General features: G+C 31.3%; 17 protein-coding genes. 6 read left to right on the top strand and 11 right to left on the bottom strand.

Going from position 1 to position 22244, the window contains the following annotated elements; all coding sequences use genetic code 11:
* Positions 1-246 precede the first annotated feature (246 nt).
* Together ACX0KU_RS06275 and ACX0KU_RS06270 are read left to right on the top strand one after the other, a co-directional pair.
* Entirely contained in the window at positions 247-1464 is a 1218-nt protein-coding gene (locus ACX0KU_RS06275; RefSeq protein WP_472989904.1) for a transposase, read from the top strand.
* Positions 1465-1670: 206 nt separating this feature from the next.
* Positions 1671-2312 (top strand): MBL fold metallo-hydrolase, encoded by a 642-nt coding sequence (locus ACX0KU_RS06270; protein WP_472992013.1) that lies wholly within the window; start codon positions 1671-1673, stop codon positions 2310-2312.
* A 96-nt stretch (positions 2313-2408) separates the two neighbouring features.
* Here ACX0KU_RS06270 and nrdG read toward each other — a convergent pair whose 3' ends face one another.
* The 7 genes from nrdG to murI all read right to left on the bottom strand — a co-directional run bounded on the left by nrdG (position 2409) and on the right by murI (position 8337).
* On the bottom strand, positions 2409-2909 hold the full coding sequence (nrdG, locus tag ACX0KU_RS06265; RefSeq protein WP_472992012.1) for an anaerobic ribonucleoside-triphosphate reductase activating protein: 501 nt from the start codon (positions 2907-2909) through the stop codon (positions 2409-2411).
* Positions 2910-2923: 14 nt separating this feature from the next.
* A complete protein-coding gene (nrdD, locus tag ACX0KU_RS06260) occupies positions 2924-5041 on the bottom strand; it encodes an anaerobic ribonucleoside-triphosphate reductase (RefSeq protein WP_472992011.1) in 2118 nt (705 codons plus the stop codon).
* 225 nt (positions 5042-5266) lie between these two features.
* Positions 5267-5926, bottom strand: a complete 660-nt coding sequence (locus ACX0KU_RS06255) for a S24 family peptidase (protein WP_472992010.1) — start codon at positions 5924-5926, stop codon at positions 5267-5269.
* A 21-nt stretch (positions 5927-5947) separates the two neighbouring features.
* Positions 5948-6331, bottom strand: a complete 384-nt coding sequence (locus ACX0KU_RS06250) for a DUF3783 domain-containing protein (RefSeq protein ID WP_472992009.1) — start codon at positions 6329-6331, stop codon at positions 5948-5950.
* A 21-nt stretch (positions 6332-6352) separates the two neighbouring features.
* Positions 6353-6868 carry a peptidylprolyl isomerase gene (locus ACX0KU_RS06245; RefSeq protein WP_472992008.1) on the bottom strand — a complete coding sequence of 172 codons (516 nt, stop codon included), beginning with the start codon at positions 6866-6868 and terminating at the stop codon, positions 6353-6355.
* Positions 6869-6973: 105 nt separating this feature from the next.
* Positions 6974-7447, bottom strand: coding sequence for a hypothetical protein (locus tag ACX0KU_RS06240; protein ID WP_472992007.1), 474 nt, complete (start codon positions 7445-7447; stop codon positions 6974-6976).
* A 122-nt stretch (positions 7448-7569) separates the two neighbouring features.
* On the bottom strand, positions 7570-8337 hold the full coding sequence (gene murI / locus ACX0KU_RS06235) for a glutamate racemase (RefSeq protein ID WP_472992006.1): 768 nt from the start codon (positions 8335-8337) through the stop codon (positions 7570-7572).
* A 430-nt stretch (positions 8338-8767) separates the two neighbouring features.
* On the opposite strand from murI, the gene ACX0KU_RS06230 reads away from it, so the two are divergent.
* Positions 8768-10855, top strand: coding sequence for a glutamine synthetase III family protein (locus ACX0KU_RS06230; protein WP_472992005.1), 2088 nt, complete (start codon positions 8768-8770; stop codon positions 10853-10855).
* A 286-nt stretch (positions 10856-11141) separates the two neighbouring features.
* The gene (locus ACX0KU_RS06225) at positions 11142-13040 is read left to right on the top strand and encodes a type I glutamate--ammonia ligase (RefSeq protein ID WP_472992004.1); all 1899 of its coding nucleotides are present in this window, start codon (positions 11142-11144) and stop codon (positions 13038-13040) included.
* A gap of 49 nt (positions 13041-13089) precedes the next feature.
* Here the strand turns inward: ACX0KU_RS06225 and ACX0KU_RS06220 are convergent, their stop codons facing one another.
* Positions 13090-13515, bottom strand: coding sequence for a CBS domain-containing protein (locus ACX0KU_RS06220; RefSeq protein WP_472992003.1), 426 nt, complete (start codon positions 13513-13515; stop codon positions 13090-13092).
* Positions 13516-13959: 444 nt separating this feature from the next.
* Between ACX0KU_RS06220 and ACX0KU_RS06215 the strand changes: the two genes are divergently transcribed.
* Both ACX0KU_RS06215 and ACX0KU_RS06210 read left to right on the top strand, forming a co-directional pair.
* The gene (locus tag ACX0KU_RS06215) at positions 13960-17394 is read left to right on the top strand and encodes a pyruvate carboxylase (protein WP_472992002.1); all 3435 of its coding nucleotides are present in this window, start codon (positions 13960-13962) and stop codon (positions 17392-17394) included.
* A gap of 250 nt (positions 17395-17644) precedes the next feature.
* Positions 17645-18295: a hypothetical protein gene (locus tag ACX0KU_RS06210; RefSeq protein WP_472992001.1), complete on the top strand. Its 651-nt coding sequence runs from the start codon at positions 17645-17647 to the stop codon at positions 18293-18295.
* A 131-nt stretch (positions 18296-18426) separates the two neighbouring features.
* On the opposite strand, the gene ACX0KU_RS06205 is transcribed toward ACX0KU_RS06210, so the two are convergent.
* The 3 genes from ACX0KU_RS06205 to argJ all read right to left on the bottom strand — a co-directional run bounded on the left by ACX0KU_RS06205 (position 18427) and on the right by argJ (position 22228).
* Positions 18427-19254 (bottom strand): ZIP family metal transporter, encoded by an 828-nt coding sequence (locus ACX0KU_RS06205; RefSeq protein WP_472992000.1) that lies wholly within the window; start codon positions 19252-19254, stop codon positions 18427-18429.
* 142 nt (positions 19255-19396) lie between these two features.
* Positions 19397-20863, bottom strand: coding sequence for an aminoacyl-histidine dipeptidase (locus ACX0KU_RS06200; protein ID WP_472991999.1), 1467 nt, complete (start codon positions 20861-20863; stop codon positions 19397-19399).
* Positions 20864-21010: 147 nt separating this feature from the next.
* Positions 21011-22228, bottom strand: coding sequence for a bifunctional glutamate N-acetyltransferase/amino-acid acetyltransferase ArgJ (gene argJ, locus ACX0KU_RS06195; RefSeq protein ID WP_472991998.1), 1218 nt, complete (start codon positions 22226-22228; stop codon positions 21011-21013).
* Positions 22229-22244 lie beyond the last annotated feature (16 nt).

The following is a 22244-nucleotide window of genomic DNA, read 5'->3' as shown; positions in this document are numbered from 1 at the left end:
AAACTTTTAAAAAGTTATAATATAGATGGCTTAATCTTTTATCCTTTATAATAATAATTACGGTTATATATTAAAATAGTATCATATTTTCCAAAAGTTTGTATAATTTTATTATTTGAGCAAATTTCATATTTTTAAATAGTTGATATAACTAATTTTTTTATAAATCAAAAAGGAGATTCACCCCAAATTGTTGAATATATTAAGTGCAAGCAAAATCACCAACAAAAGGAGTGAACCTCACTTATGTATATTCAACAACAATGTCTATTATCCTTTGAGGAAATTATAAAATATCAACCAAAAACAAAATTAGAGTTGATTCTTGCTCAATTAGATTTTACTAATATCTTGAATTTTTTATCTCCTAAAAGCGCTATGCGCGGCCCGAAAGGGCGGAATCCTTTAACTTTGTTATATTCATTAATTGCAATGCAGTTAGAGCAAATTAAAACAGTGAAAAAACTAGTCGATAGACTTAAAACAGATCCTGTTTTCAGATATACCTGCGGTATTAACATTTTGGATACTGTACCTTCTGCCTCAACATTTAGTAGATTTTTAGATAAAATATCTAGCACTAATGAGCTTGAAAGAGATTTTGAAGCTCTTATATTTAAAGCAAAAGAATTAAACATTATTGATGGTAAAAATGTTGCTATAGATTCTACTAAGTTAAATGCTTATGAAAAATCTAAACCATCATCTAAGCTTAAAAATGATGGAGTTTCTCCTAACTGGGGAGCTAAAAATGATACAGATGGCAATAAAATAAAGTGGTTTGGATTTAAATTACACATACTTGCTGACTGCAAAAGTGAATTGCCATTAAGCATATTACTAAGTCCTGCTAGTTATAATGATGGAGATATAGCTTTACCGATAATAGCTAAATTTAAAAACACCTATGGTCCGACATTTAAACCAGTGAATTACATTATGGATTCAGGCTATGACTATAAAAAAGTCTATGATTACATCACTCATATTATTAAAGCTCAACCTATAATAGCATTGAATACTAGAGGAGCATATGCCCCACCAGAAGGAATGAATGAGAACTTTCATCCAATATGCTCTCTTGGATATCCATTAGCGTATTGGGGAAAGGATGGAAACTATTTAAAGTTTAGATGTCCTCATGCAACTGATAAAGTAAACTGTCCCTCCGGGATGAAATGGTGTAGTAATTCTAATTATGGTCTATGCTATAAAGTAAATTATAAAAAAGAGAACAGATTTTATAGCTATCCTTTAAGAGATTCAAAAAAATGGCAAGATGTTTACAATAAAAGAAGCTCTATTGAAAGATGTAACTCTCGCTTAAAGGAATATCTGAGCACTGATAATATCCGTTCCAAAGGAATCCGTAAGGCTAAAATATTTGCTTTATTAAATTGTATTACATTAGTAGCAGCTACTATTGCAATTAATCAGCCTGACGGCTTAAAGAAAGTAGCGTAAAATAATTTTCAAAAATTAATAGGTTATCCACAGGCACGGTAGTGCTTAGCTTTGCTATTATCTTTTTTAGTGTTTTTAGTAATTTATTTTTATGAGTATTTAAAATCTAATTGTGCAATTTGCTCATTTATATATTCGTAGTTTTAATTATAATTTTAAGGTTAAAATTATAATATAAAAATATTATTTTAAAGGAAGTGTTTTAAATGGAAATTACTTGGCTTGGACACTCTTCATTTTTGATTAAAGATTCTAGCGGAAAAAGAATTCTTACAGATCCCTTTGATGAAACAGTAGGATATAAAATATATGATGATAAGGCTGACTTGGTTATTATAAGTCATCATCACTTCGATCATGATTGTCTTCAATATGTAAAAGGTAATCCTGAAATTGTAGATAAGGTTGGACTTTTTAATAAATGCGATATATCTATAGAAGGTATTATATCCTATCATGACAATGTTAAGGGTGCTAAACGAGGTGAGAATATAATCTATATAATGACAATAGATAACTATAGAGTTTGTCATTTAGGAGACTTAGGTCATAATCTTTCTGAGGAATATCTAAGTAAAATTGGAGATATAGATATTCTTTTAATTCCTGTTGGTGGAAACTTTACTATAAATGGAAAAGAAGCTGCCTCTATTGCAAAATCTATTAATGCTCATATAGTAATTCCAATGCATTATAAAACTCCTTACATATCTTTCCCAATAGACGGTGTGGAGACCTTTATAACTAATATGAAAAATGGTGATAGAATTTCCCACTCTACTCTAGTAATTGAGGTCGAACTACAAGATAAAAACATAGTAAAAATACTTGACCCTATTCTTCAGTAATAATTTACTATAAACTAAAAAAGAAGAAAATTGCTGAGCAATTTTCTTTTTTTTAATAGTAATTAGTATTTATAAGACTTACTAGTTACTTAAATATTATTTAAAATAGTTTATAACATTTCCTTTTTTTAAGCTTTCTTTTACATTAATAATTCTTTGATTCCTAGACCCTGTATACCTTAGTGCACCTTTTATCAAGTCTTTTTGAAATTTTCCATCTACAAGTACATCAATATGCTCCAATAATTTTAACTTATTCTTGTCTTTACTCTCTAAAATTTGCTCAAGAGTATATCCAGTGTAACACCAAATATTTAAATTATAATTTCTTAATTTCTCTGCAAGAATTCTTAACTCTTTTGCTTGTTCAAAAGGTTCTCCCCCTGAAAAGGTCACTCCTTTTATTAAGGGTAGATTAAGATTTATCCTATCTAATATTTGTTGAACTTGTACATAATCTCCATAGTTAAAATCCTGCATAGCTTTGTTGTGACATCCTTCACAGTTATGCGTGCAGCCTGATAAAAATAGTGCGCTCCTTAATCCTTCACCATTTACCATTGTGTTATCTAAAAATCCAGCTACTTTTAGTTCCATGTCATTTCTCTCCACTAACAGAAATAATTATTTATATGTTTATCATCATTATGTGATAATCTATCTGCTCTTTCTGCTACCTTACCTGCCCCAAATCTTTCATCTAAGGACAAGTATCCTGTAACTCTAGAAATACCTTGTATATTTGTGCTTCCACATTTAGGACACTCTTCTTCAAGTGCTTCTATACGTTCTCCACACTCTTTACAGTACTTCATATGAAAATTAATACCTATATAATTTATATTAGTGTTCTTATATGAATAATCAATTATAGCCTTCACATCCTCTGGCTCTGGGTACCCATCCATTTCAATATAAGTTATGTGACCTCCATTACATATCTTGTGGAAAGGCTCTTCTAAGTTTATCTTATCTTTAATAGAAGATTTATAGTACACTGGTAAATGATAACTATTTGTGTAATACTCCTTATCTGTAACCCCTTCTATATTGCCATATATAGCTTTATCTTGAAGGATGAATCTTCCTGAAAGCCCTTCTGCTGGCGTTGCATAACATGACCAGTTAAGCTTATCTATAGTTCTATACTTATCACAAAATGCTCTAATATGTGATACTATCTTTATAGCTAATTCATAGGCTTCTTTGCTTTCTCCATGATGTTTTCCAAGTAATGCAGTTAAAGTTTCTGCAACTCCTATAAATCCAACTCCCCATGTTCCTTGTCTTAGGATTGGATCTATTGAATCTTCAGCTTCTAAATTTTCAGAACCACGCATCAAATGTTCCCCTGCAACAAAAGGTAAATCTTTAACTTTTAAATTTTTCAAAACACTATATCTATGTAATAAGGATTCTCTTAATAATTCTAGTCTATTATCTAATAGTGAGAAGAATTTATCCACATTTCCTTTAGCTAAAATTCCGATTCTTGGTAAATTTATGGTAGCTGGAGATATATTCCCTCTTCCTTCTGGACCTGGTTCTCCATTTACATTTGACATTATATAAGTTCTACATCCCATAGTTGATGCAATTACGCCCTTATCATAGTATTCTTTATTAAAGTCTGCATCTAGATTCATAAACATAGGATTCATTCTCTTGCTAGCTACTCTACAAGCAAGTTCGTAAAGGTAGTAATACGGATCACCTGGTTCTCTGTTAACCCCTTCCTTAACTCTAAATACTATATTAGGGAAAATTGGTTGCTCTCCTTTTCCAAGTCCTCTTTCATATTCCTCTAAGAATATTCTATCTACCATAGCAGCATCTTTACTTTGAGGAAGTCCTAAATTTATAGAACTGAAGGGAACTTGACTTCCTGCTCTTGAATGCATTGTATTTAAATTATAAACTATACCTTGCATTGATTGACGAACTGTTTTCTCTAGCTTTTCTTCTATTATTTCATCTAATTTATCAAAGTTTCCAAAGTAACCTTCATACTCTTTTCTTATTTCTTCTCTTGAGCTACTAACAAAAGGAGCCATATCATTGTCGAAGTTTACATGGGATTGTCCCCCAAACATATCATTTTGTGCGCTTTGAAGCAATATACATGATAATTCAGCAGCTGATTCTATTCTCTTTGCGGGAAGAATTGTGCCATATCCTGTATTAAAACCTCTAGATAATATTTTTCCTGTTTCAATATTTAAACAGTTTATAGTTAAATTGTATGAATCTAAATCATGAAAATATATATCTCCGTTCTCGTGTAATTTTGCTAAATGCTTTGGCATCATCCCTAAATTATGCCACTTGTTAGATTCACTTGCTATTCTAAGAAGTTTTGAACTGAAATTATTTCCAACATTAGCATTATCTCTATCAGTCTCAATCCCTATATTCTGTATAGCCCTCATCAAGTCTGACTTCTTTTCTCTAATCTTCGTTCTCTCACTTCTATAATTAGAATAAGTTTTTCCGATTAATTCATGTCCGTTCTCTGGCAAAACCTTCTCTACTATATTTTGAATATCCTCTACTGATATCTCTTCACAATCTAATCTTTCAATTTTCTCCATAACCTTTTGAGCAAGCTCTACAGCCTCGCTATCTTTTAAATTAAAAGCAATCTCTTCCGCTGACCCCTTTATAGCATTAATTATCTTTATAGAATTAAACTGAACTCTTCTTCCATCTCGTTTCACTACATATAGCATACCATTTACCTCCAGACACAACATATTGTACCTGGATATTATACTCCACAATATTTTTATTATCAATCTTTAAATATACTGAATTAAATTAATACCTTATACCTGGTTTATTTTTCTTCTTTTTAATACGTTTTTTATATACTTACTAACATTGACAACTGCTTGTTATAATTGCATTTAATATATTAACTACAAAAGTTATAGCAGCAGATATTATATCTGCTGCTATAACTTTATTTCCACTCTTTCTAATTTTACTAAAACTTTAATCTCTTTAATTCCAACTGTTTCAGTTTTAAGAATTCCGTTATTACTTACTAAAAGTAATTTAGTATTATCTAGTCTTTTTATTTGTCTTATAAATCTCTCACCATTATTTTCAATAAGGCATATAGAATTGTTTTCTACTTCATGAGATATATGTCCAAATACTAGATCCTCTTTACCTATTCTAAAACCTATCATATCATCATTTTCAACTTGTAGAAATAATACTTTATCTTTGCTATAGCCTTCTATCTTATTATTTAAAATAGGCATTTGTTTTCCACCTAAAGCTTTACTTAGATCATATCTGTATATAGGAACAGTTTTTAACACTGAGCTAAAGGCATCACTCCATACATCCTGTACAGCCTCTAGAGTCTTTTTAGGCTTCGACACTTCTTCTTTGAAACTTTCTTCTTCAAAAGACATTCCTATATCATTTAAATCTTTGCCTAAAACTTTAGATATCTTTTCTATAACATTTTCATTTATTACTTTTCTACCAGTTTCAACTTCCTTTATAAAGCTCTCTGCAACACCGCTCTTTTTAGCTAGTTGCTTTTCTGTCAAATTTGCGCTTAACCTAGCTTCTTTTATCTTCCCACCAATCCTGCTCATATAAATGCCTCCGACTTAACTTTAGTTTCTATGTGTCTTTTCAAACCTACTTCGCTCTTCTATAAGATGTTCCAAGAGATAATTAAATCTCCAGTTAATCGAAGTATGTGTAACTACTGCAAAAATAGGTTTTTCACTGTAACTAGCTCTTACAACTCTCATAGTAGTTTTTATATCATCATCGCTGCATTGATTAAATAAAATCACTTTTTCTTTTTGTAAATCACTAGAACACATATCTGTAGCTTTTTTACTCAGTATATCCTCTAAAGTTAAATTAACCACGCTTTCATCTATTACCCTATATAAAGGTAAATTGTTTTCTTTTAATAATTCACTAAGCTTTAGCTGTTCATTATAATCAAATCCATATATCAATAAGATTTTTTCACTCTCAGCACTCATGTATTATACCTCAATTTCTAATTAAACTGTTTCTGGTTCTGGATACTCCACTCCAAAAGTATCTACTGTAACACTTTCCATAACTTGATCTTCATAAGGTCTATCGCTACGATCTCTTTTAACACTAACAATTTTATCTGCTACCTCAATGCCTTCTGTAACCTTTCCAAAAGCTGCATATTGACCATCTAGGTGTGGAGCATCCTCTACCATTATAAAGAATTGACTTCCAGCCGAATTTGGATTCATTGATCTTGCCATGGACAATACTCCTTTAGAGTGCTTTAAATCATTTTTAAAGCCATTTCCAGAGAATTCTCCTTTAATTGAATAGTTTGGTCCACCCATTCCTGTTCCTTCTGGGTCTCCCCCTTGAATCATAAATCCTGGAATTACTCTATGAAATATAACTCCATTATAAAAACCTTTCTTCACTAAACTTATAAAGTTATTAACTGAATTAGGAGCAATTTCTGGATATAACTCCAGTTTCATTTGATCTCCATTTTGCATTTTAATAGTAACAATAGGGTTCATTAATTTATCCTCCTTCGTTTATTAATTAAAGCTATTTAATAGCATAGACTAAATTATACCACAGTATACACATTTATGATAAATACTTTTGTATGATCCATAAGATCACCCTATGGGTTCACTTGTCCATTTTATATTTACATCTAACTTAGTCACTTCATTATCTAGCTTCATAAATAGACATCCCTTAGGAAGAACTATCAAAACTGAATCATCTAGTATATCACATTCCTTGTTTTCCACAAGCTGATTTCGACATAGCTGAAGCTTTTTATTATCTTCAATTTCCTGAAGTCTGCTCTCTATATTAAGTATTCCTACCTTATCAACTGCTCTTATTTCTTCGCTTTCCTTTAGCTTTTCATCTTCCCCTTGCATAAGACATAGTTCATTAGTGTTATCTACATTCAATATCTTAATATCTTTAATTGTATATATCTCATTACTATCTGAAGGGTTTTTTATAACTATATAGTTAAATTTGTTTTCATTAAACAGCGTAATATAGGATACTTTTTCTCCAGCCTCATTTGTTATTTCTTCTTTCTCCTTTTTAACAGCAAAGACTTTCACTTTCATCACCTTATTTCTATTGTATTAGAGTTACCTCTACTACTAATTTATTCTCACTTTTTTTTTAGGTGATATGTGAACTATCAATTATATAATAATTTATTCTATTACCGTTATGCACCATCTAATTAAGCCTTTAATAACCACTCTGATATTTTTATTAACTCATCTTTCTCTGATGAATTAAATATCATTACTTTTCCATTTTCATTTCGATTATTAATCCACTTTTTCTCTTCAAGCATTCTTTTTAGATGAGTTGATGTTCCCCTACTTCCATCTATTATAGTAACTTCATTTCCTAATACTTTGTATAATTCATTTTTTATAAAGGGATAATGAGTACATCCGAGTACTACCGCTGCAATTTTACTATGTACTACTGAAGAAAACTTTTCTCTAATAAAGCTTCTTATTTCTTCTCCCTCTAGTACACCTCTTTCTATAAATTCAACAAGTCCCGGACAAGGTAGTGGTATAATTTCTGAAGTGGTTTTATACTTCTCCATAAGGTTATTAAACTTTCTTTCAGCTAAAGTCATAGGTGTAGCCATAATAACTATTTTACCACTATGATTTAATTCAACCGCTGGCTTTAATGCTGGCTCTATTCCTATTATAGGTATATCTTTATATATCCTTCTTAAATCTTCAATAGCTGCACTAGTTGCTGTATTACATGCTACTACAATTGCTTTAACATTATAACTCAGCAAAAACTCTGATGCTTGTATACTTAATTTTTTAACCTCATCAACATTTTTCATACCATAAGGGGCATTCTTTGAATCTCCAAAATATATAAAATCTTCATTAGGCATTAACTTCTTTGCTTCTTTGAGTACACTTAGTCCCCCTACTCCAGAATCAAAAAAACCTATAGGTCTTTTTTCCATATGTCCATGCTGCTCTATAATTACATTATTAGAAAGCAGCTTTCACCTCCAATCACTACAACTAATTGTAAAAGGTATTTAATATTTTTCTAAAATTGTATATTAAAATTATACTTCACAAATATTTGTATGGCTATATCTAACCTTTATAAAAACTATCTATAAATCAAAACTCTATAAATTATTATAATCATTTACCTTAATTAGTTATTCACTCCACATTTTATTGTTATATTTTATTTAAACCTTTTCACATTTTATTAATTTATCATAATTTCGTTGACAATCTATCAAATTTATAATAAAATTTTTGTATAATCTTTAAAATTATACTTAAAAAATAATAAATTACGATTTTTTAGATATTACCGTATGTTTTTATTTGGGCTATATAATATATTATTTTTTCATATCGAAAGGGGATTTTATAATGAGTACTTTAATCGAAAATTTTGGTTCAAATTTATTCAGCGATGCAGTTATGAAGGAATGTCTTCCTAAAGCTACGTATAAGGCTTATAAAAAAGCAATAGCAGAAGGTATTTCTCTTGATTTAGATTCAGCAGATGTAATAGCTTCTGTAATGAAGGACTGGGCACTTGCAAAAGGAGCTACTCACTTTACTCACTGGTTTCAGCCATTAACTGAGACTACAGCAGAAAAACATGATTCTTTTATCGCTCCAACTGGAGATGGAAAAGCAGTATTAGAGTTTTCTGGAAAAGAATTAATAAAAGGTGAACCTGATGCATCTTCTTTCCCTTCTGGCGGAATCAGAGCTACTTTTGAAGCTAGGGGTTATACTGCATGGGATATAACTTCGCCTGCTTTTGTAAAAGATGGAACTTTATATATACCAACTGCTTTTACTTCATATACAGGTGAAGCACTTGATAAAAAGACTCCTCTTCTTCGTTCTATGGAAGCTTTATCAAAACAGGCTGTTCGTGTTTTAAAAGCTCTTGGAAATACTACTGTTAAAAAAGTTGTAACAACAGTAGGACCTGAACAAGAATACTTCTTAGTTGATAAAGAATTATTTAACAAGCGTCAAGATTTAGTATTCACTGGTAGAACTTTATTTGGCGCAAAACCTCCAAAAGGACAAGAACTTGAGGATCACTATTTCGGAACAATAAAAGAAAGAATTTCCGCTTACATGAAAGAACTTGATGAAGAACTTTGGAAACTTGGAGTTCCAGCTAAAACTAAACATAATGAAGTTGCTCCAGGACAATTTGAATTAGCTCCAATATTTGGTACAACAAATGTTGCAACTGATAACAATCAACTTACAATGGATATTATGAAAAAAGTTGCAGTAAGACATGGTTTAGTTTGTTTACTTCATGAAAAACCTTTTGCAGGCATAAATGGATCTGGTAAGCATAACAACTGGTCAATGAGCACTGACGATGGTCATAATCTTCTCGAGCCAGGTGAAACACCACATGAAAACACTCAATTTTTATTATTCTTAGCTTCAGTTGTAAAAGCTGTTGATGAATATTCAGATTTATTACGATTTTCTGCTTCTAATGCTGGTAACGACCACCGTTTAGGTGCTAATGAAGCTCCTCCAGCAATTATATCAGTATTCTTAGGAGAACAATTAGGAGATATTATAGAACAACTTGAAAATGGAACTGCTACTTCTTCAAAATGTGGTGGAAATCTATCTCTTGGTGCTTTATCACTTCCTATACTTATGAAAGATGCTACTGATAGAAACAGAACATCACCTTTTGCATTCACGGGAAATAAATTTGAATTTAGAATGGTACCATCTTCAGGTAATATTGCTGGTGCTAACTCTGTTCTAAACACAGCTGTTGCAGAAGTACTTTCTGAAGTTGCAGATAGATTAGAAAAAGCATCAGATGTAGATGCTGAAGTTCAAGCTATTCTTACTGAAATTGCTAAAACTCATAAGAAAATCATATTTAACGGAAATGGTTATTCAGATGAATGGGTAGTTGAAGCAGAAAAAAGAGGGCTTCCAAACATAAAAACTACTGTTGAAGCTATAAAATCTCTAACTTCTGAAAAGAATATAGCTTTAATGGCAAAGCATAATGTATTAAGTCCAACAGAAATGCATTCACGCTATGAAGTGTATCTGGATAACTATTCTACAATTATAAATATAGAAGCTGAAACAGCACTTATTATAGCAAAACGTCAAATTTTACCTGCTGTTATCAAATTTGAAACTAACTTAGCTACCTCTGCTGCTGCTGTTAAAGCTGCTGGCGTAGATGCTACAGTTCAAACAGAATTACTTTGCGAAGTAGCTAGTTTAGCAACTTCATTAAAGAGTAAAATATCTGAATTAGAGGCTTCATTAGAAAAAGTTCAAGCTCTTTCAGGAGATTGTTATGAAATTGCTTATTCATATAAATTTGATGTATTCGAAAAAATGAATATGTTAAGAGAAGTTGCAGATAAACTTGAAACTATTGTAGATGCAGAATATTGGCCATTACCAACTTATGGAGAATTACTATTTAGTCTATAAGATGCTTTAAAAGAGTACCTGTCCTAATTATTTAAAAATAATTAGGACAGGTACTCTTTTTCTATTTATATTAATGCGAATTAATCCTACCTTTTCATAAACTTTATAATAAACCATTCTACTTTATTGACTTAGTTAGGCATATAAATTATTATTTAATTAATATACTAATAGATATGTTAAAATCTAATCTGAAATAAATTAGACTTTTTAAAATAATAAATGTAAAATTCATGTGAATTATTTAGCATTTATACTAAAATTAAATAAAATTAGGAGGATATTTATGTTTAGTGATTTGATTTATACAATACCAAAAGCCGATCATTCTGAACAAATCTTAAAAGAAATTTTAAACGCACATCCTGAAGTAAAGTTTGTATCTCTTATTGGTATTGATTTAGCTGGAAATGATACTGATGAAAAAATCCCAGTAAGAATATTCTTAGAGGATATCGAAGGATTTTTAAAGGGATCAACACAAACTGACGGATCTTCAGTGGCATTCCCTGGAATAGCTACTATTAATAATGCAAAAGTGGATATGATTCCTGACGTCGATGTTAACTGGTTTATTGATTATAACTTTGAAAACATTGATGAAGAAACTGGAAAACCTATTGGAACTCTTAGAATGCCTTGTTTTTTAATTCATGAAGGTAAAGCTATCGATTCAAGACATATTCTTAAATCTTCAATAGCTAATATAGAAAACAACCTTATGAATCTTTATAAACAATATCCTGCACTATTAGATGAACATGGCATAACTGTAGATGATATAGATGATATAGTTGCAACTGCAGCAACTGAATTAGAGTTCTGGGTTAAAACTCCTGAAGAAAAAGCCCACATAGAAGAACTTTCAACATCTCAAGTCCTTCAAGAACAATACTGGACGAGAACTAAGGGTTGTGTTAGAACTGCTCTTGAGGAAACATTAACTTTAATGGATAGATATGGACTTGAGTCTGAAATGGGTCATAAAGAAGTTGGTGGGGTAAAAGCTACTCTTGGAGAAGATGGAAGCTTAACTCATATAATGGAACAACTTGAAATAGACTGGAAATATTCAGATGCTGTGCAAGCGGCTGATAATGAACTATTTGTTAGAATATTAATTAGAGAAACATTTAGAAGATATGGTCTTGATGTTACTTTCCTTGCAAAACCTATAGAAGGCGTTGCTGGAAATGGTGAACACACTCACTTGAGCATAGCTTTAAAATTAAAGAATGGTAAGAGAATAAACTTATTCGCTTCTACCAGAAACCACTTCTTAAGTATCTATGGATATGCTTCATTAATGGGTGTATTAAAGAACTACGAAGTTATAAACCCTTTTGTATCTGCTACTAATGATTCATTAAAAAGATTAAAACCTGGTTTTGAAGCTCCTGTGTGTATAGTTACTTCTATAGGTCATTCAGTAGATATACCTTCAAGAAATAGAACTATACTCGTAGGTGTTATACGTGATCTTATGTCTCCTCTTGGAACTAGATTTGAATTAAGATCACCAAATCCTCATACAAATACTTATTTAGCTTTAGCTGCTTTATTTATGGCATGTAATGACGGTATAACTTATGCTATAACTAATGGCAAAACAGAGGATGATCTTTTAGCAGAACTTTCAAAAGAAGCTGGAGTTGAAACTGATTATCTTGAAAAAGACAGAGCATACAGAAGTGAGCATGATGTATTTGAAGATTATTCTGAGGAAGAAAGATCTAGATTATTTGGAAAAGCTCCTGCAACTGTATATGAAAATCTTTGCGGATTAGATACTTATCCTACAAAATTAGAAATGTTAAAATCCGGCAATGTATTTTCTGATAAATTAATTGACAGCTACAAAACAACAGTTAATAGAAGATGGATAACAGAAATAACTAGCAGAATAATTCCAAACTACTCTGCGCTAATTAGAAACTATAAAATGCTACATGATGTTAGTAAAGCTCAAGATATTGATGTAACTAGATGGCAAAAAGTTAATGAGCTAAGACTTTATCTTATGAAAGATTCTTACTCCACTAAATCTCTATTTACAAAAATATACGAAGCTGTTGAAGCTGAAGACTTCGCAACTGTTTCCTCTCTTCAAATTGAAATGGATGATAAAATTGGTGAGTTAAAAGCACTTTATGCAGACTATACTAGAAATCTTTTAGATATCTAACTGGATATAAAACTTAGTATTTAGTGTATATAGTTAAAATAAGGAGGAGTTAAGCTTTGCTTAACTCCTCCTTATTAAATGCTTTCTTATAACAATAATTAATAATATCACTTCTTTTAATTATTCCTATAAATATATGATTATCATCTACTACAGGTACAAAGTTCTGATTTATGGCAAGACTAATAAGGTCTTCAATATTTGAATGTATATTTACTGAATCGTTTTTCATATGTCTTGGTATATCTCCAAGTAATATCTTTTCTGTATTTTTAAAATTTAGTTCTGGTGTATTTTTAAGCTTCCAAAGTATATCTCCCTCTGTAAGTGTCCCAACATATTTGCCCTTTGGGTCCACCAGTGGAATTGCTGTATATCTATGTTGTTCCATTCTCTCCAAAGCTTGTCTCATAGTAGAATCTAACTTTTCACATACAACATCTTTTTTAGGTGTAAGAAAAAATGCAATGTTCATACTTCATCTCCCTTATCCTGTATTTATAGTTTAGTTATTAGTCTTCTATTTAAAATTATAACTCTATATTATGTATTAATCAAAAATAGATAGTTACATTTTCGTTAACATTTTTAAATAACTTAATTTATATGACTCTTTTCTATAATAAAGCTTTAACTATATCTTTAATTTCACACATTTTAGAGTATAATATAATAAATTCTTCTTATATATTATTTTTAAAAACACAAACAATATATAAAATTTACGTCTTTTAATAATCTTACACATTGTCATTAATAATTTGCAAATTTGCAAGTGGTTTTTTTTAATTATGCAATTGCAATAATGTTTTATCTCATATATAATATTCTTATCTTTATTTTTGAATTTATTTAAGCACGTTTATTGCAATGATTATATTTTTTTATTTATATATATTTTAAATGGGGAGTGAATGAAATGGTTAAAAAGTTTAAAAGAGTTCTTGTAGCAAACAGGGGTGAAATTGCTATTAGAATATTCAGAGCTTGTAACGAGTTAGGTATTAGAACGGTTGCTATATACTCTGAAGAGGATAAATATGCTCTTTTTAGAACCAAAGCAGACGAAGCATATCAAATTGGAAAAGGCCTAGGACCTATTGAAGTTTATTTAAACATAGATGAGATAATAAGTCTTGCTCTAAAAAAAGGAGTAGATGCTATACATCCTGGTTATGGTTTCCTTTCTGAAAATGCTGAATTTGCAAGAAAGTGTGCGGAAGCTGGAATCGAATTTATTGGACCTACTGGCGATATGATGGAAAAGCTAGGAGACAAAATTAAATCTAAGATTGTTGCTCAAGCTGTTGGAGTTCCAACTATTCCTGGAGTAGAAAAACCTGTTGCTTCTGAAGATGAAGCTATCGAGTTTGCTGAGTCCTGTGGATATCCTATCATGCTTAAAGCTGCTGCTGGTGGCGGTGGACGTGGTATGAGAATAGTAAGAAATAAACAAGAATTATTACCGTCTTTTAGAAGTGCTAAAAATGAAGCAAAAAAAGCTTTTGGTATAGATGATATTTTTGTTGAAAAATACTTAGAAAGACCTAAACACATAGAAGTTCAAATTTTAGGAGACAAACATGGAAATATAGTACATTTATATGAACGTGATTGTTCTATTCAAAGACGTCATCAAAAGGTAGTTGAGTATACACCTGCTTTCTCTCTTCCTGAAGAAAGAAGAGAAGCTATTTGTGAAGATGCATTAAAAATCGCAAAATCAGTAGATTATAGAAGTGCTGGTACATTAGAATTCCTAGTTGACATGCATGGAAATCATTATTTCATAGAGATGAATCCAAGAATCCAGGTTGAACATACTGTAACCGAAATGACTACTGGTATAGATATTGTTCAAAGCCAATTACTTGTAGCAATGGGCTATCCTTTATCTTGCCCTGAAATAGGAATATCTTCTCAAGCAGATGTTCAACCTAGAGGATTTGCTATTCAGTGTAGAATAACAACAGAAGACCCCGCAAATAACTTTGCACCAGATACAGGAAAAATAGATGTCTATAGAACTGGTTCTGGCTTTGGAGTAAGACTTGATGGCGGAAACGGCTTTACTGGTGCTGTAGTAAGTCCATACTATGATAGTTTACTTGTAAAAACTATTACTTGGGCAAGAACCTTTGAAGATGCTGTAAGAAAAGCTCTACGTTCTATGAAAGAGCTTAAGATTTCTGGTGTTAAAACTAATACTGGTTTCCTAATAAATGTTTTAAATCACCCTACTTTCCTCGCTGGTGATTGCACAACAGGCTTCATAGAAGAGCATACTGAACTTTTAGATATTTCAGTAAAAGCAGATAAAGAACTTAACGTTCTTAAATTTATAGGTGAAAAAGTTGTAAATCATACTCACGGAGCAAAAAAAGATTTTGATGTTCCTGTTCTTCCAAAAATAACTGTACCTAATGATTTAAGAGGTACAAAACAAATTTTAGATGAACAAGGTCCTGAAGGCTTAGTAAACTGGGTAAGATCTCAAGAAAAACTACTTATTACAGATACTACTTTAAGAGATGGTCATCAATCTCTTATGGCTACAAGATTAAGAAACATTGATATCATAAAAGCTGCAAAAGCTACCGCTGTTCTTGAAAAAGATCTTTTCTCACTTGAAATGTGGGGTGGAGCAACTTTTGACGTAGCTTATAGATTCTTAAAAGAATCTCCTTGGACTCGTCTTCAAGAACTTAGAAAAAGAATTCCTAATCTCCTATTCCAAATGCTTATAAGAGGTGCAAATGGGGTTGGATATAAAAACTATCCTGATAATGTTATTAGAGAGTTTATAAATGAATCTGCTGATTCTGGTATCGATGTATTTAGAATATTCGATTCATTAAACTGGTTAAAAGGTATGGAGGTTGCAATAGACCAAGTTCTTAAAAAAGATAAAATCGCAGAAGCTTGCATATGTTATACAGGTGATATACTAGACTCTACAAGAGATAAATATTCTCTTGAATACTATGTAAAGAAAGCAAAAGAAATCGAAAAAATGGGTGCTCATATATTAGCTATAAAAGATATGTCAGCTCTATTAAAACCTTATGCTGCATATAAACTTGTTAAAGCCCTTAAAGAAGAAGTTTCTATACCTATACATCTTCACACTCACGATACTACTGGTAATGGTGTAGCTACTTTATTAATGGCTGCTGAAGCTGGTATTGATATAGTTGACACTGCACTTAATAGTATGTCAGGATTAACTAGTCAACCAGCATTAAATTCTGTAGTAGCGGCTCTTGAAAATACTAAGAGAGCTACTGGCATTAATTTAGATGGAGTTCAAAAACTTTCTGATTACTGGGGTGCAGTAAGACCTGTTTATGAAACATTTGAGTCTGACTTAAAATCTGGATCTACTGAAATATATAAATATGAAATACCTGGTGGTCAATACTCTAATTTAAAACCACAAATTGAAAGCTTTGGACTTGGCCACAGATTCGATGAAGTTAAGCAAATGTATCAAGAAGTTAACATTTTACTTGGAGATATAGTAAAAGTTACTCCTTCTTCTAAAATGGTTGGGGATCTTGCAATATTTATGGTTCAAAATGGTTTAACTGCTGAAAACATAGTAGAAAAAGCAAAAGACTTAGCTTTCCCTGATTCTGTTGTATCATACTTCAAAGGTATGATGGGTCAACCTGAGGGTGGATTCCCAGAAGACCTTCAAACAATAGTTTTAAAAGGAGAAGAACCTATAACTTGTAGACCTGGAGAACTTCTTCCTCCTGAAAATTTTGATTTTATAGCTGAAGGCTTAAGAAAGTTCTTTAATATGGAACCTACTAAACAAGATCTATTAAGCTATGCACTATATCCTGATGTATTCAAAGATTATTTAAAATATATTAAGACAAATGGTGATTTAAGTAGAATTGGAAGTGATATTTACTTCCATGGTCTATCCGAAGGTGAAACTTGCGAGATTGAAATTGCTGAAGGAAAAACTATGATTATTAAACTTATAGAGATGAGTAAGTTAGATAATGAAGGAAATAGAACTTTATACTTTGAGGTTAATGGAAATAGACATGAAATTAAGGTAAAGGATAAGAGTAGTTTAATAGCTTCTACTCAAACTACTGCACTTGAAATGGCAGATACAGATAATCCTCTTGAAATTGGTGCAAGTATTCCAGGAACAGTTTTAAAACTTCTAGTAAAAGAAGGCGATGAGATAGCTGAAAATGACAGCTTAATCGTAATTGAAGCAATGAAGATGGAAACAACTATTACTGCTACAACTGCTGGAACTATTGAATCTATTTTAGTTAAAGACGGTCAACAAGTTAAGTCTGGTCAACTGCTAATAAAACTTAAATAAATATAAAAAAAGATAAAGCATACTTTTTATGCTTTATCTTTTTTTGTTTAGTTCTTTTATTTAGTTTATTTTATTTTTTATATTTACCCTATTATAGTAACATTTGTTACTGTTTTAATGTTTGTACTATTATAAAATAACCTATATAAAGTTGATCAAATTTATTCTAGTATGAATGAACTTAAGTACGCCAATAATATAGTCATGATATTAAAATAAGATTACAAATTTTTTAAAAGAGGTGTTTTAAATGAGTAAATTTCTAGCCCCAATCCACACTTGGTTATTTAACAAAATAAAGCTTTATGAATCTCTTGAAAAAGATATTCTTAACAACTTTACTGATATCAGTAATATTTTAGAAGATATAAACAGCAAATTTCAACCACCATTAGATGATACTCCTATCGAAGATATCATCGATACAAGTAATATACACGGTTGGTTACAAAATAGAATATCTGTAGCTGAAACTAGGCAGGCATATCTTATTACTAAATTAATTGAACAATTTGGAGATGAGGGTTTTAAACTAATTGAAAAAGCTTACTCATCTCAAGGTAGTTTTTGTGGTAAGGATTCTGCTGAAAAATATGACGTATCGACTCCAGATGAATTATTTAAAGTTTTAAATAATTATATTCTTCAAGGAATGCCTTGTGATAACGCTAATAGTGTGACAAAAAATGAATCCGATATAATAGAATGGATAACTGTTATAGACCTTCACGGCGACTACTGGGAACGAGTTGGTGGAAATGCTGCTAATTTTTATGAGCTACGTAAGTCTTGGATAGCTGCCTTTGTTGAAGCTGCTAACCCTGAATTTAAATATTCTTTTGATATTAAATATTTAAATGAAGCTAAAAAATACTTTAATAATATAGTTAGGAAATTATAAATTTATCCCGCAAAGGATAAGCTTATAATTTCCTATAAACTAAAAAATAAATGTTAAGAGTCCCCCCTCTTAACATTTATTTTTTATTAATTTATATAAAAGAATTAATCTATTATTCTAATTATCTCTTATTACCCTAATGTATTATCCAAAAACATCATAATAACAAAACCAACTAATAAAGCATGTGTAGCTAACTTAGAATGTCCCTTATTCTTTTGAGTTTCTGGAATAATTTCATGACTGATTACAAATAACATTGCTCCTGCAGCAAATGCAAGGGCAAAAGGTAATATTGGTCTTGATATCTGTATAAGTCCTACTCCCATTAATCCTCCAATAGGCTCAACTAAACCTGATCCAAGAGCTACTAAAAAGGCTTTTTTTCTAGAAAATCCCTCTCTAATAAGTGGTAATGCCACGGCTAAACCCTCTGGAAAATTTTGAAGACCAATCCCAATAGCAAGACTTAATCCATTAGCAATATCTCCATCTCCAAAGCCTACACCTACTGCTAATCCTTCTGGGAAGTTGTGTATAGTGATAGCAAGAACAAATAGCCAGGTTTTCCTTAGCCTACTTTTTCTCTTTATATCAACACTGGTAATATTATTTTCTGTATCATTGTCGCCATCTACCGCATTAGCAAGTAAATTAGTATTTGGGAAATGTTTATCTATAAAATCAAGGAAAACACCACCACATAAAATACCAATTAAAGCTATTGTAGCTCCCCTAACGCCTCCACCGCCTTTATCAATTGCAGGAACAATTAAACTAAAGGAGGTAGCTGCTAGCATAACTCCTGCGGCAATCCCTAATAAAACATCTAGGAGTTTTTTGGAAACATTTCTTGTAAAGAATATTGGTAGTGCACCCATTCCAGTGGCTAATCCTGCTCCTAAGCTAGCCAAAAGTCCCAGTAAGACGACATTGTATTGTGAAAGGTACTCTATCATAAAAACACCCCCCTCTACACCCTCACTAATCTTATAATATGATTTATCTAAAATATAGTTACTATCTTTTTAGTAATGAATATATAGTTCAGGTTTAAGAGAGTATGAAATAAAGCAAACAACCCATATGACATTTCTGAAACTATTTAATATTTTTTAACACTTCTATTAGATATTTATAAGTTCTCTCAGTTGAAGAAATACTTAACTTTTCATCTGGTGTGTGGACATCATACATATTAGGCCCAAAGGAAATCATGTCTAAATCCCCTAGAATGTTATTTAATATTCCACATTCTAACCCTGCATGTATTGCTGTTATCTTTGGCTGAGCTCCAGTCAGCTCCTTATAAGTATTTATAAATACCTCTCTTATATAAGAGTTAGCATTATACTCCCAGGCTGGGTAATCTGAGTCTAGTGTCATAGATGCTCCAACAACCTTAGCTGCTACCTCAATTTCTTTCACTATAGCTTTCTTTAAGCTACTTACTGAACTTCTTACAGCGCTTTCGAAGGTAATTTCATCTTGACTTGTCGTAACTACACCTAGATTCGTAGAACTTTGTACAAGTCCTTCAATGTCCATACTCATAGTTTTTATTCCACTAGGAATTAGCATTAGTAAAGCTACTATTTTATCTGTTAATGCCCTTGAAAAAATTCTGTACGCTCTTTTCTCTCCTTCTGTTAACTCTATAGTAACGCCTGGGTCTGATACTCTCAGTTCATTTCTAAAGCTTTTACTTAACTCATTAATTGCTTCTTCTAGATGTGATTTAGCATTCTCTTTAATAAAAATTATAGCTTCTGCTTCTCTTGGTATAGCATTCATTTTGGCGCCACCATTTATTTCTGATATATACATCTCCATTTTTAGACTTATGTCGTTTAACACTCTTCCCATAAGCTTATTCGAGTTTCCTCTCTCCTTATGAATATCCATACCAGAATGGCCACCCTTTAATCCTTTGACATTAATCTTATAAGGAGTAAATCCATCTCTTCTTTCTTCCACTTCTACTGTAAGACTTACTCTGTTTCTTACTCCACCAGCACAAGATGACAAAAGTTCTCCCTCTTCTTCTGAATCTATATTAATTAATATCTTACCCTTTAATCTTTCTGGACTTATATTAGAAACTCCTCCCATTCCAGTTTCCTCTTCAGTTGTAATCAGAGCCTCTAAAGCTGGATGCTGCACATCATTACTTGCAAGTATTGCTAGACAGTATGCTACTGCTATTCCATTATCTGCCCCTAAGGTTGTTTCCGTAGCCTTTATAAAGTCTCCATCTATTCTTAACTTGATTGGATCTTTATCAAAGTCATGCTCTGTGCCTCCATTTTTTTCACATACCATATCCATATGACCTTGTAATATTACTGTAGGAGCATTTTCATATCCTTTAGTTGCCCTCTTTTTTATTATTACATTTAATAAATCATCTTGTATAACTTCAAGATTATTTTCTTTTGCAAAATTAACTAAATAATCACTTATTCTCTTTTCATTTCCTGAACAACGAGGAATATTACTTATCTCTTCAAAATACTTAAATACTAAACTTGGTGATAAATCTTTTAATATATTGGTCAATTTCTTCATCCTTTCCGATTACTTGAAATATAGTTAATTATAATTTTATCATATACATAAAGTTTAATACAGAAGTTGCTAGATTTATTATAGAAAATAAAAAAGTGTAGTCTTTGCCTACACTTTTAGTAACTATTAATTAGATATCATATTATATTATGTTCTATACTCTCCATTTATTTCAACGTATTTATAAGTAAGATCGCAGCCCCATGCCTTTGCACTATATCTTCCATCATTTAAATCTGCATATAATACTATGCTCTCATTACTTAATATCTTACTTGCTTTCTCTTCATCAAATTCTATATTTACGCCCTTTTCAAAAACCTTTATTTCTCCTTCTGAGCTTTTAAAGGTTAAATCCACTTTATTAGGATCAAAATCTCCTCCTGAATATCCAAGAGCACACACTACTCTTCCCCAGTTAGGATCACATCCAAATAGTGCTGCTTTAACAAGATTAGAAGACACTACAGACATAGCACAAAGCTTTGCACTTTCTTCATCCTTAGCATTTACAACCTCTACTTCTACAAGCTTTGTTGCTCCTTCTCCATCTCTTGCTATCTTCTTTGAAAGCTCCATGTTTACAAAATCAAAGGCCTCTTTAAAGATTTTATAATCTTCATTTTCCTCATCAATAATTTTATTTTCTGCTGCACCATTAGCAAGAGCAATTAGCATATCATTGGTGCTTACGTCTCCATCTACAGAAATCATATTATATGAATCTTTAACACTACTTTTTATAGCCTTGTCAAGCATTTTCTTGCTTATATTTGCATCAGTTACAACAAAACTAAGCATAGTAGCCATATTCGGTTTAATCATTCCTGAACCTTTTGCCGCCCCACTTATTAAAACCTTTTTTCCATCAAGTACAATCTCTACAGTAATTTGTTTACTTATTGTATCCGTAGTCATTATAGCTTCTGCTGCTTCATTTCCGCCATCTACTGAAGCTAAATCGCAGATTTCATTGATTCCTTTTTCTATAATATCCATAGGTATGGATACCCCAATAACTCCAGTTGACGCCTGCAAAACTTCTTCAGGATTTAGTCCTAGTTTTTTTGATGTGATTTCTACTATCTTCTTTGCATCTTCAAGTCCACTCTCTCCTGTACATGCATTAGCATGCCCACTATTAACTATTATGGCTTGAGTGTTTTCACTCTTTACATTCTCCATATTCAAAAGTACACAAGCTGCTTTAACTCTATTAGTTGTAAAAACTCCAGCAGATACTGCTTTTTTTTCACTATAAATTATAGCTAAATCCTTTTTATTACTCTTTTTAAGACCAGCTGCAATTCCAGCGGCTTTAAATCCTTTAACGCCTTCAATAAATTTATTCTCCAAAATTTGCATGATAATTTCTCCTTCA

The sequence above is a fragment of the Clostridium sp. X genome, assembly GCF_055755365.1.
Note: the sequence above shows the minus strand (reverse complement) of the source record. Positions and strands in the feature narration are given on the sequence as shown.